The following is a 12,118-nucleotide window of genomic DNA, read 5'->3' as shown; positions in this document are numbered from 1 at the left end:
TAAAAATTACCGGAGATGAAAAATCTCCGTCCGCCCGAAGGAGGATAGAGATTTTTCTGTCTATATTTTAATTTGTCCGGGCTTACATTTGTTCCGGCGCGCTTACGCCGATAAATTCCAGCCCTTTTTTAATCCGCTCCGCTACCCGTTGGCAAATAAATAAACGGGATTTAGTTTGTTCCAAGTTATTCTCATCCAGCACGCGGCAGGTATCGTAGAACGCGTGGAACAGGCCCGCCAATTCAACCAAATAAGTGGTTAAGTGGTGGGGGCTTAAATCTGCAATGCAGTTGCGCAAGACGTGTTTGAGCCAAATCAGTTTTAACAAAAGTGCTCTTTCCTGCGGGGCAAGCGGAGTGGTAATGCCGTTATAATCGGTAATGCCCGCTTCCGCCGCGGCTTTGAAGATAGAGTGAATACGCGCGTGTACATACTGCACATAGAAAACCGGGTTTTCGTTGGTGCGCTTTTTGGCCAGGTCCATATCAAACATCATATGGGCATTGGGCGTGCGGCTGGCAAAGAAGAATCGGCAGACATCTGTACCCACCTCGTCCATTAATTCACGCAAGGTGATAAAGCGGCCTGCACGCTTGGACATTTTTACCTGCTCGCCGTTTTCAATTAAATGCACCAGTTGGTGGATAATCGGTACAAAAGTTTTTTCTTCGTGGCCCAACGCGTGCACAGCGGCCTTCATACGCGGCACATAGCCGTGGTGGTCGGCGCCTAAAATATCAATTAGGGTATCGTATCCGCGGTCGTATTTATTTTTGTGATAAGAAATATCAGCCAAAAAATACGTCGGGCGGCCGTCGTGGCGCACAAGCACGCGGTCCTTATCGTCCTGTGCTTCGGCATCCTTGGTGGAGCCGAACCAAATCGCCCCGTCCTTTTCGTAAGTATAGCCTTTGGCCGTTAAGGCTTCCAAGGCTTTCTTAGGGGCTTGGTCTTTGTGCAGGTCTGATTCGCGGAACCAACGCGTAAAATCAACGTGAAAATCTTTCATATCCTGCTGTTGGGTTTTGATTAACTCTTCCATTGCCCAACGGCCGTATTGGTCTTCGGGCAAATCAGCCGGGATACGTTTGGCTAAATCAATTAAATAAGTGCCGTGATAGCCGTTTTCCGGCGGTTCTTTGCCCTCTTTGCGGGCCTTGACGGACACCGCTAACAGTTCGGCCTGATTGCCCGCATCATTGACGTAATATTCGCTGTCGCAAGAGTAGCCCAATGCGCGGTGGATTTTAACCAAACTGTCGCCCAAACTGGCTCCGCGTCCGCTGGCTACGTGCAAGGGACCGGTAGGGTTGGCGGAAACAAATTCAATTAAAATATTGTGTTTTGAGGTTTCGGCACTGCGGTCTTTAATACGGCGGTCGGAAGCGCAGGTAATAACAAAGTTGTCTTCCAATTTTAAATTGATAAACCCGGGCGGAACGGCTTGCGCATCGGCAATGCCGGTCAGTTCGCGCAAGACCTTGCAGGCCTCTTTGGCGATTTCCAGCGGGTTCTTGTGTAACTTTTTGGCGGCAGCCATTGCCCACACGAGCGAAATGTCCGCCCCGGTATGGGCGGGCGCGGGGGCAAATTCCACTTCGGGCAATTCGCAGCCCTTAAAGTAGTCCGCGTTGGCGAGTTTTAAAGAGATGTCTTGTTTTAGTTTTTCTAGCATAAGAGGTTATTTCTTTTTAGCGGTTTTTTTAGCAGCCGTCTTTTTTACGGCAGTTTTTTTAGCGGCGGTTTTCTTGGTGGCCGTTTTTTTTACCGCGGTCTTTTTAACGGTTGTTTTTTTAGCAGTTGTCTTTTTGGCCGGAGTCTTTTTGGCTGCGGGTTTTTTTACTGCTTTTTTAACAGGTTTTTTATAGTCAATTTCTTTACCGAAACTGAAAATCTTATCAAGCGCGTAAAAATCGCGCGCTTCCGGCGTCATAATATGGGCCAAAAAACCGCCATAGTCGCTCACACGCCACATATGGCTTTCTCCGCCGTCGCGGTTGGCTTTGTAATAGCCCAATTCTTTTAATTTTTTGCTGATTTCTTCTTCCACCGCGTCCAAATGCGGTTTAGAGGTGGCAGATACGATTAGGATATAATCGCACAGCGAAGAAAGTCCGCACAAATCTATTACTTTAATATTCTCGGCCTTTTTGTCATCGGCAAGTCTTGCCGCCAGGCATACGAGTTCTTTGGTATTCATAAACCACCTCTGCAAATAACGTTATAACTGCAATAAAATTAGTCTAGCATTTTAGAGCGGCATTTCAAAGTCTTTACCCAAGATAATGCGTGTGTCGCATATCACATTGGGGGAAGAGTCTGTCTTAATTTCGCCGTTTATGCCGATAGCGCGGCTCAACTGTTTTACCTGTACTAGCCGTCCGCTGTAATCCACGATAGAGGAGGTAGCCTGTAACGTGGGATAATTATCATATTGCAAGACGTCCACGCGCAAAAGACCTTTGGCATTTTGATCGCGCAAAAATTGCGTTAATTTTAAAGCCAATCCCCGTTGGCCGGACGCATTTAAAATTTCCACCACTATCGGGCGGTTCTTTTGTGTCAGGGGGGCCATATCTGCCACCAGAGGCACCTCCGGCATCTGCTGGCGGGCCTTTTTGGCGCGTTTTGAGGAAGGGGGAAGTTTTAGGGCAAAGTCGGCGGCTTCCAACTGTGTCAGTTCCAGGGATATAAGCGCAAACTCCGCCGGAGTTAAGTTGGTGCGTTTATCGTGCCAGGCTGTGATATAGGCCCATACCGCTTGTCCGATAATAAGCGGATTGTAGCGCCAGTTATTTAAGGCTTCTTTAAAGGTGTTCCACGCTTCTTCCCGCCCGGTAATTTCGGGTGTGAAAAATTTGGCGCGGTTTAAAGGTTTACAGTTGTGCGGCGGACAGGTTTCGGCCCGTACGGAAATAGCCGCCTTACGCGTGGCCGGATTATAGGCAATATCCATAGCCGGGGAAGTCAACACCGATAAATGTACGGAGTCCTTTTCCCGGTTCGTCAGAATTTGTACGGTGCGCGAGGTAAGTTGCGCCCAAATGGCCCAAGCAAAAAGCGCGGTGGCCAAGAGCATCAGGCACCGCTCGGTTATTTTTCTTGCTTTATTAAATGGTTCCATAAGTGTGTTCCCAGCGGGCAAAGCCATTTTTGCGTATCTATGGTAAACAGAAGTTTGCGGTTAGCCGCATAGAGCAGGGCTTTGTTTAAGTCTTGCAACGCCAAATTGCGTATGACGAAGGCATCTTTGTACTTGCGGTCCTTGGAGGAAATATCCGCCACGAACAGAATTTTAGAAAGCGTACTCATATGCAAACTGCCCAAAGTATGCTCGGCAATAGCGCGGATAACGTCTTTATTGGTTACGCCAAACTCGTGCTGTGCAATCCACGCCGAAACGTAACTGTGCAGCAAACTTGGCTCCATACGGCAAATATCTTCAAAAAACGGGACTTTAATTTTATGTTCTTTGCAAAAAGCAATCAGTTCCGGCCCGGAAAAACCTTTGCCCGCGTCGTGCATAATGCCTGCTTTTACGGCAAGTTCTACATTTACGTCGTAAATATCGCTGAAAGCGGCAGCCATTTCCGCCACGTTTTTGGAGTGCAAATAACGGTTGGGCTTTAAATGGGCCTTTAACCAGGTGTGCACGTCCAAGCCATAGAGGTTATTTTCGCGGATAATCGGGGCAATAATTTCCGGAACGGTGTCCGGCACGTCTCCGCAGGCTAAAATATGCGCGCGGACACGGCTGGACGAAAGTTTTGGGAAAAATCCTGGCAAAAATAAATGGTTAAATTGGGCCGGATTTTCGTTATATCCTTTGCGTTTTCCCGCTACGACTACGGCATTATCAAAAATATAACCGGGGTTCTTCCAGTTATGCAAATCATTTAAGCAGTCTGTGCCGACCAATAAATAAATTTCCGGGTTATCGTAACGCTTTTTAAGATATTGGACTAACTGATAGGTGTAAGTTTTACCGCCCTGTTTTAATTCGTAATCGTCAAAAACAATGTTTTTTCCAAACCCCGCAAATGCCAGTTTAAGCATTTTCATCCGCAGGCGGAACGGGGTGGGAGATTTTGCTTTAAACGGAGAGTGATAGGCCGGAACAATGTGTGCGACATCCGGCGCGATGACTTTCATCGCGCGGCGAAACAAAGAAACGTGCCCTTTGTGTACGGGGTCAAAACTGCCGCCAAAAACGAGAACTTTCATAACACCTCATTATACAAGTTTTTTGGCTAAATCCAAGCCCTCTAATAGAGATTTTTCCATAAAGGAATATTCCCATTTGCCATACCGTCCCGCACACAAACACCCGCACCCTGCCAACGCCTTTAAGGCTTGGCTAACGGCGCTTGCGCGGTGCTTATCGTAAACTGCGTAGGCATAAGGCAAGGACTGCCAGAAGGAAAATAAAACGTCGTCGCTTTCTTCTATTATACCTTTTTGGACCAATGCCTTCCAAATGCGCTTTTCACTCTGCTGTGTACACGGATAGTTTCCGGGCAGTTCCACATAAAATGTGCTGATGCCTTGCGGGGCATTATCCGGGGAAAAACCGCTTTGCAGGCCGACTCGGTAAAAGGGGTCTTCTTTATCGGGGAAGTAAATCCAACTAAACGGTTTTACCGCACGCTTGACGGCAAAATTATAAACTCTAACTTGTGTGTGGACAAGTTTATTTGCCAGCGCGGAAAATTCCGCTTCCCCGGTTAGACGCAAAAATTCAGGCAAAGGCAAAGTATTTACCAAATACTCAAACGAAACGGATTGGTTGCCGCATTGGGCTGTTTTATGGGCTAAATCTATGCGCGTAACAGGTGTATTTAACGATAAATGGGTGATAGGGCGCGCCAAGGCTTCTGCCAAGGCCCCGCAACCGCCGCTGGCGGGATAATAAAAATATGCGTTGTAGCCATAGTTTTTTTTCGGCGGGGTAACGGTGCTTTTTAGTGCTTCCTCCACGGTGGGAACGGGAACAAACGGCCCGCACCAGTCGCAGGTCATTTCCTTTGGGTCGCGTCCCCACAGTTTTGTATTATAGGGGCGCATAAAAATTTGGTATATGCCCGCTCCGAACGATTGCAAGCACCACTCTTTAAAGTTTTTGGGAGCGGGGGTGGTTTGTCGGGCACAAGCCAACAATCCGTTGAGGCAGCGTTTGCGCTCTTTTTCGGGCAAGGCAAATAAATTAGCCTGAAACGGAAACGGCACGCGGGAGGACCCGGTGTAAATCCAGGCGCGCCGTTTTACGCGGCGCAGATTTGGGCCCAAAAGACCCTTTACCAATTTTTTCCCTGCCGGGGTGTGCAAATGTAGTAGGTGTCCGCTAAAATCAAAGGTACAGCCGTTTAGCACTTGGCTTTTGCAAAGTCCGCCGGGGGCCTTTTCTTTTTCTACCAAAAGATAGTCCGTTTGACCTTGTTTTTCCAAGTGGTAAGCGGTGGAAAGCCCGGTTAGTCCGGCGCCTAGAATTAATGTTTTAACGTGCATAATTAATCCGCCGGTAATTTGAGTAAATAAAAGGTAAGTATAAGGGCCGATAGCCCGGTCAAGACAAATAAACCGATAACCAAAGGCAGCCCGGCGCGCGTAAGAACCCACGCACACCCGTTGCACAAAAGCCCTGTGGCGGCGAACGCGGTTACAATAGTGCCCGGTTTCCACCCGGCTTTTTTAAGCCGCAGGGCGATATGGTCAGGGCTGCCCTTTAAAGGGTTTTTGCCTTTTAACAGGCGGGCCAGGCTGACAAAGGCCGTGTCAAACAGGGGTACTGCCAAAATAAAGAGAGGAGCCAAAAAGCCCCAATCCGTGTGCCCGCTATATCCTGTTCCAATGGATAAAGAAGCCACCGTAAAGCCGATAAGGGTGGAGCCGCTATCGCCCAGAAAGATTTTTTTGCTTGCGTGGTTGTGCGGCCAAAAGGCAAGACACGCACCCAATAGGGATAAGGCCGCAAAATTGACATATACATATTCGCCGGGAAGTGCGATAAAAGTAAGTCCCAGCGTGCAGATTACGCCTTGGCTCACGCACAGTCCGTCCATAATGTCCAACAGATTAAAGGCGTTGGTTAGCCCCGCCACCCACAAAAACGTAAGCGGCCAAGCCACCCACGGAGAGGGAAACGCCCGTATGACTATGCCGTAATAAATAAGGGCCGCCACCGCTGTCAGTTGCACAAGTAATTTAAGGGTAATATTCACGCCTTTGGGTTTGTTTAAATCGTCCGCAAGACCCAATAGAAAAACCAGTAGGCCGCCCAAACAAATGCCGCGCAGGGTGTGTAATGTGCCGGAAGGAAAATCTGTGGTTAGACGGATAAAAACCAATCCGGATATCAAACCTAAAAAAATGCCGCACCCGCCCAGCACAGGAACCGCTCCGTGATGTGTTTTCAGCCCGCCGGGGTTATCTAAAAAGGCCCGTGAAGCCACTCGGCGGAGAATAGGCAGCACTCCCGCGCAAACCGCGCACGAGACGATACCGGCCAGCAAATAAAGGACAAAAGGTTTCATAATATTTATAATATCATAATAAGGAGATAAGATATGTTTAAAAGAATTTTAACATTTTCATTAGCCATATGGCTCTGTGCGTGTGCAGGGGGGCAAATCAAGCAAATGCCAAGCGGGATGCGCGCTTATAAAAAAGTAGATTTTTTTGTTGGCGGACGCACACAGGCGGCTTTTAAGGCCGTCGGACAAATGAACGAGGACTATGTGGAAGGGGTTTTGCGTATTAAAAAAATCGGCGCGGAAGACTATGACGTTTTGCTGATGACGGGGGCCGCCTATAAGGTGTTGCACGCAACCGTCAGCCCCGAGGGAATTGCCTACCGTTATTTGTTTAAAGATGCAGATACGGCGGTGGTGCGCGGGCGCATTACCCAGTTTTTAAATTTGTTGCTGTCTGATGCGGGAGTATTTCAAAAGTACCGCGTGAAAGACGGAGAGATTACGCTTACTTACCAGGGGCGGGATGCCAAGGAACGCTTTTTATACCGCGAGGGGAATTTTTATCCGTATGCGGCACAATCGGTAACAATGCTCAATACGGCAGATTTGTTTTATGATGAATATGCCCTCTTGGATACAACCGGCGATATAAGTGTGCCACACATTTTGGTATATAAAGACGGCAATATTACACTGGATTTAACCTTAATCAGCCTGCGGTAATGTGCGCCTTAAAAAGAGATACATCCACCCGGGATAGAGTGTTAATAAAGTTATTTTTGCCCACACGGCGCCGTTAAAATACCGGGCTATGCCCACCGTAGCCAGGCAGACGAGCAACATCACTGCCAGTTTTTTGTATTCGTAAGGAATGGGATAAACCTTTTGCGTAAAGGTAAAGAGCGCGGCTGCCATTACCGCGTAACTGACGGCTACCGCCCACCCCGCGCCCAAAATGCCGATATGCGGCACCAAGGTTAGGTTGGTGGTAATGCTGGCGGCGGCTCCTAAAAGGGTAATCCACATCAGTACCCGTGTTTTTTTGGTAATTACAGGCCCTACCATAAAGTTAATATATAACCCATAGAAGAAATATCCCGTTACAATAAGCGGAATAATGGAAAGCCCGCCCCAATAGTCAGGCCCGATTAAATGGAAATTGCCAAAAAGGTTGCTTTGGATAAGGTCCGGCATTAAAAAGGAAATGCCCAGTAAAAACCACGAGCCGAGCGCAAAAAAGAAAGATAATACCTTGGCAAAGGTATCTTTGGCATCGTTATCTTTGGCGTGCGCTAAAAAGAAAGGTCTCCAAGCCTGGTCAAACATAGACACCAAAAGCATCATAAAAACACCGATTTTAAAGTTTGCCTGATAAATACCCACCTGCTCCGTGCCCACTAAATGTACTAAAATGGGCTTGTCTATCACGCTTACCAAAAGACTTGCCACCCCCGCGGGAACAAAAGGCCACGCAAAGGACCACATTTCTTTTTGCAGTTTCCAATCAAAGGCAAAGGGTTTGTGCCCTTTCAATTCACCCCACCAAACGGGTGTTAAAACGATAAGCGAAGCCAAAGAAGCCCCGATGTTGGCCCATAAAATGGAATTCGGCCCCCGGTGCAAAACCGCCAAAAAGAATACATTTAATGCCACATTTATCACAATGGAAAACGCACGCACGCCCGCAAAATACCACGCCCGCCGTTCTAAGCGCAACTTGGTAAAGGCAATCATATTTAAAACATCTAAAAATAAAATGGCGGCGGCTAATTGAAAAAGACCAAAATTTTCGCCCAGTCCCCACCATAGGGATACTTCGGGGGCAAAAATATAGAGCAGTCCGCCCAATACCAGGGCATTAGCCAAGACTCCGTAAAAACATTGGCGAAAGACTTTATGTTTATTTTCTGCTTCACTTGCAAAACGCAGGTAACTTTGGTCCAGCCCAAACAAAAAAACTACGCTTAAAAGCGCAATGGCCGCAAAAACGGTGGCAATCGCGCCGTATTGCGCAGGTTGCAGATAATAGGTATAAAAGGGAACTAAACAGAAATTAAGCAGCCTGGCGAGCACTGTGGAAGTGCCGTAGATGAGAGTTTCTTTGCCGAGCCGTTTGATATCCTTTGCCATAAAACAAAAAAATCCGCACGGGTCTTTTTATATGCCCGTGCGGATAAATAATCCTTATAATTTTACGAATAAAATTTCCAGCAATTTTTTAAATTTGCCTTCAATTTTTTTGGTTTCGCTGATAGTTTGCGCGTGGGAAAGCGGCTTCTTTTCAATACCGCAGCCCATATTGCTTACCCAGGCAAGGCCCAATACGCTGATGCCGCATTGGCGTGCTACCAACACTTCCGGCACGACGGACATACCGACAACCGTTGCGCCCCATTTTTTGAACATTTGGATTTCGGCCGGAGTTTCAAAGTTCGGGCCAGTAGCCGCCAAATATACACCTTCGCCGGCGGTTACGCCCGTTTTTTTGGCGGCGGCAAGGGCTACCTTGCGCATACCTTTGTCATACGCTTCGGACAAGTCAAAAAACATCGGGCCGAAGGCCGGGTCGTGGTTGCCGATAAGGGGGTTGTTGCACATAAAGTTAATGTGGTCTTTCAGCACGCACAGGGCGCCGGGTTTTAATTTAAGGTCCATAGAACCGACGGCTGCGGATACCAAAAGTTTTTCCACACCAAGCATTTTTAAGGTGCGGATAGAGATGGCCAAATCTTTCATCGGGTGGCCTTCGTAATAGTGGAAACGGCCTTGCATTACTACAATGTTGCGGCCTTTATAAACACCGAAAATGAGGTTCCCGCTGTGGCCGGGCACGGTGCTTTGCAAAAAACCGGGAATAGACGTATAAGGAATTTTTACTTCTTTTTCCAAGGGCGGTATGGAACCGGCCAAACCGGACCCGGTGATAAGAGCAATTTCGGGCTTAAAGTTTTTCGTTTTTTTGTTTATATAAGCGGCTGCTTTTTTTACCTGCGCGAGTTGAGTCATATTCCCTCCAATTTACATTGTCGTTCTTTCCGGGAAGAACGCATTTTCAATATGTTCTATCTTTTCCGGCAGAACGCAGATTACATCAAATCTAATACTATCAAATTTTAAGCCCTTTGCTTGCAAATAGGCGTGGGCTGTGCGCGCGATTTTCTTTTGCTTGGCGGGAGTAACCGCCATAAGCGGCCCGCCAAAGGCCGTGTAAGCCCGCGATTTTACTTCCACAAACACCAAGGTTTTTTTATCTTGTGCGATAATGTCAATCTCTCCGTATGGGGCGGCGAAGTTTCGCTCCAACAGACGGTAGCCCTTGGCTTTTAAAAATTGTGCGGCGCTTTCTTCGCCCGCCAGGCCCAAGCGGTTCACGGCAAAATGGACGGCGCCAATAATTTACGCACCGGGGCAAACGAACGGCGGTGCTCCGGGCACGGGCCTAAGCGGCGCAAAGCGTCCATATGCTTGGCTGTACCGTAGCCTTTATGTCCGGCGAAATCGTAACCGGGATATAATTTGTCCAATACGGACATATAATGGTCCCTGGTAACTTTGGCTACAATGCTGGCCGCGGCAATAGCCAAAGATTTGGCATCTCCGTCTATAATGGGTTGTTGTTTGGCTTCCAGTCCGGAAATGGGGTATGGCCCGTCCACTAAGAGTACGGAATTGGGGATATGTTCAAATTTTTTTATGGCGCGGCGCATTGCTAAAAAGGTGGCTTGTAAAATATTTAAACGGTCAATTTCGGCGGCGGAAGCAAAGCCCACCCCAAAGGCCGCATCGGACGTTTGGAGTCGTTTAAACAGTTCTTCACGCTTCTTTTCGGTTAATTTTTTGCTGTCATTTACATCGGTAAAGTCCGCCGCGGCAGCCGGGGGGATAAAGCAAGCACACGCCACCACCGGGCCTGCCAACGGCCCCCGTCCGGCTTCATCTACGCCGATAATAAAGTCGCACTCGGTGCAGATGGCCTGTTGTTTGTCAAAGTTAAATAGGGGACTTATCATAACAGTATTATAGCAATATTTCCCCGTCAGAAAATAGGCTGTTGCAAAATTGTTACGCGTTTATCCCCGCGGAAGAAATTAAGCGGGTTTTGGATAAACTGTTTGTACAAATATTCGTCCCGTTTATGATTGGGCAATTTTTCGGGCTTGGCTATGGGAATAGACAAGTTAAAATTGACCGTTTCTTCCACTTCTTGACCTTGTTGGTTGACGATAGAGCCGGTGCGCGTTTCATTTAAATGCAAGTGCAACTTTTCCGGACGGGAATATTCGTGTGTGGTAATGCGCAGGCGAAGTGATTTATCTTTGTTATAAATAGCAATGGCTTTTGCCTTGGCATCAAACACGACGGTTATCGGGTCGCGCAGGTGCTTTTCCCCGTTAATTAAATAGCGGTAGAGGTGCGGCAGAAATTCTAGCGGACCGCTATAATTGTAAACTGCAAATTCCTGACCGTTCCCGACGGTAAATGTGCTGTTTAAATTAACGTGCCGGATACCGTGCTTAGGGTGTTTGGGAGTTAAAAATTTTTCAACGGAAAAAACCAAATCCTTTGCGTTAAAGTTTTTGGCTGTCAGGCGGGAAATATCGTTTGTAAAGCGTACGCGTAAGGTGGCTTGGTGCGCGTTGGGAGAAAATGCCTTTTGAAACTGGGTGCGGTTTTCCGCCAAAAAGCGCAAGCGTTTTAAAAAACGTAATTCCAAATCGCGGTTATTTTGCATTTCCACCCGTTTGAAAAGTTGGGTCAAATGGGGGGTAAGAATATAAAAGTGTTTTTTATAATAGGTGGAAGCAAAGGCTTCAAACATATTGGGTTTGTGGTATTTATCTGTTAAATTCCACCATTGGCGCAGAGCCTCAGTCGGGTTTTTATTGCCTTTTAGCAATTCTTTAATATGCTGGTGCGGGCTCATCGGCATCCGGCGGGATAAGTTTTGACTGACGGCTTGGGTTTGAGCGGCCAGTTTGGCATTTGCCTTAGCGGACATTTTAGCCATTTGGGCGGCCGGGATTTGTGTGGCAACGCGTGCGGTGGCTAATTCAGCAGGCAGACTTGGCACGACCTTAACTTTGGCTGATTTGACGGCCTTGCGCGTGGCTTGGAACCCCTTTTGCGCCCGGACAGGCAGAGTGGTGCTTAATAAAAAGAAAGCGAAAATCAACGGGATAGTTTTTACGATGCGTGTGTTCATACTAACAGTATAACACGGGAGTTTTGTAAAAAGAAAGGGCTAAAAGACCCAGACTGCTTATAGGTCCTTTTGGGTAAAGGGAAGAGAAAAGTGGAGGCTTGTTTTATTGTTTTTTTCATTATCCCGGAGTGTTTGGCGGCCCGCAGGGTTCGGGGATGACGGCTTTATAAAAAAAGAGGTCATCCTGAACTTGTTTCAGGATCTACCGCTTGGGTCGTTTGCCTTTTGTATTGTAGTTGTCGTCATCCTGGAAAGTTGTAGTCCAGGATCTGTCGTTACTCTAAAAGAGGACAACAACAGATACCGGAACGCTCCGCACCGGCAAACCTTCCGGTATGACCTTTTAGATAATAACCCATAAGGTAGATTCTGAAATAAATTCAGGACGACGTTCCTTGTTTTATTGTTTTTCGTGTCCGTCATTGCCGCGTGGCCTTGTTTTTTT

At 47.5% G+C, this 12,118-nt stretch carries 12 protein-coding genes; 1 reads left to right on the top strand and 11 read right to left on the bottom strand.

Annotation, left to right across the window (positions count from 1 at the left end; translation table 11 throughout):
• Positions 1-82: 82 nt before the first annotated feature.
• From argS to ACQY2K_RS07220, 6 genes are read right to left on the bottom strand one after another with little or no spacing between them, the layout of a single operon-like run.
• Positions 83-1,675: an arginine--tRNA ligase gene (argS, locus tag ACQY2K_RS07245; protein WP_177746776.1), complete on the bottom strand. Its 1,593-nt coding sequence runs from the start codon at positions 1,673-1,675 to the stop codon at positions 83-85.
• 6 nt (positions 1,676-1,681) lie between these two features.
• Entirely contained in the window at positions 1,682-2,200 is a 519-nt protein-coding gene (gene rsfS, locus ACQY2K_RS07240) for a ribosome silencing factor (protein ID WP_428041302.1), read from the bottom strand.
• 51 nt (positions 2,201-2,251) lie between these two features.
• Positions 2,252-3,124 carry a LytR C-terminal domain-containing protein gene (locus tag ACQY2K_RS07235; RefSeq protein ID WP_428041301.1) on the bottom strand — a complete coding sequence of 291 codons (873 nt, stop codon included), beginning with the start codon at positions 3,122-3,124 and terminating at the stop codon, positions 2,252-2,254.
• The gene (locus ACQY2K_RS07230; protein WP_177746770.1) at positions 3,094-4,224 is read right to left on the bottom strand and encodes a nicotinate-nucleotide adenylyltransferase; all 1,131 of its coding nucleotides are present in this window, start codon (positions 4,222-4,224) and stop codon (positions 3,094-3,096) included. The genes ACQY2K_RS07235 and ACQY2K_RS07230 overlap by 31 nt, the downstream gene beginning before the upstream one ends.
• A 9-nt stretch (positions 4,225-4,233) precedes the next feature.
• On the bottom strand, positions 4,234-5,505 hold the full coding sequence (locus ACQY2K_RS07225; RefSeq protein ID WP_428041300.1) for a protoporphyrinogen/coproporphyrinogen oxidase: 1,272 nt from the start codon (positions 5,503-5,505) through the stop codon (positions 4,234-4,236).
• 2 nt (positions 5,506-5,507) lie between these two features.
• Positions 5,508-6,530 (bottom strand): MraY family glycosyltransferase, encoded by a 1,023-nt coding sequence (locus ACQY2K_RS07220; RefSeq protein ID WP_428041299.1) that lies wholly within the window; start codon positions 6,528-6,530, stop codon positions 5,508-5,510.
• Between the two features lie 33 nt (positions 6,531-6,563).
• Here ACQY2K_RS07220 and ACQY2K_RS07215 point away from each other — a divergent pair, with 33 nt between their 5' ends.
• Positions 6,564-7,193, top strand: coding sequence for a hypothetical protein (locus ACQY2K_RS07215; RefSeq protein ID WP_428041298.1), 630 nt, complete (start codon positions 6,564-6,566; stop codon positions 7,191-7,193).
• Here the strand turns inward: ACQY2K_RS07215 and ACQY2K_RS07210 are convergent.
• From ACQY2K_RS07210 to ACQY2K_RS07190, 5 genes are read right to left on the bottom strand one after another with little or no spacing between them, the layout of a single operon-like run.
• The gene (locus ACQY2K_RS07210) at positions 7,176-8,600 is read right to left on the bottom strand and encodes a lipopolysaccharide biosynthesis protein (RefSeq protein WP_428041297.1); all 1,425 of its coding nucleotides are present in this window, start codon (positions 8,598-8,600) and stop codon (positions 7,176-7,178) included. The genes ACQY2K_RS07215 and ACQY2K_RS07210 overlap by 18 nt on opposite strands.
• 54 nt (positions 8,601-8,654) lie before the next feature.
• Positions 8,655-9,476: a purine-nucleoside phosphorylase gene (locus tag ACQY2K_RS07205; RefSeq protein ID WP_428041296.1), complete on the bottom strand. Its 822-nt coding sequence runs from the start codon at positions 9,474-9,476 to the stop codon at positions 8,655-8,657.
• 12 nt (positions 9,477-9,488) lie between these two features.
• Positions 9,489-9,842, bottom strand: coding sequence for a YraN family protein (locus ACQY2K_RS07200; protein WP_428041295.1), 354 nt, complete (start codon positions 9,840-9,842; stop codon positions 9,489-9,491).
• Entirely contained in the window at positions 9,839-10,480 is a 642-nt protein-coding gene (locus ACQY2K_RS07195; protein ID WP_428038200.1) for a ribonuclease HII, read from the bottom strand. The genes ACQY2K_RS07200 and ACQY2K_RS07195 overlap by 4 nt, the downstream gene beginning before the upstream one ends.
• Before the next feature lie 26 nt (positions 10,481-10,506).
• Positions 10,507-11,673 (bottom strand): hypothetical protein, encoded by a 1,167-nt coding sequence (locus tag ACQY2K_RS07190; protein ID WP_428041294.1) that lies wholly within the window; start codon positions 11,671-11,673, stop codon positions 10,507-10,509.
• Between the last annotated feature and the right edge of the window lie 445 nt (positions 11,674-12,118).

It is taken from the genome of Candidatus Avelusimicrobium fimicolum, from assembly GCF_021632165.1.
Taxonomy (GTDB): Bacteria; Elusimicrobiota; Elusimicrobia; order Elusimicrobiales; family Elusimicrobiaceae; genus Avelusimicrobium; species Avelusimicrobium fimicola.
The sequence above is the reverse complement of the archived record's forward strand: the minus strand, read 5'-3'. Positions and strand labels throughout refer to the sequence as shown.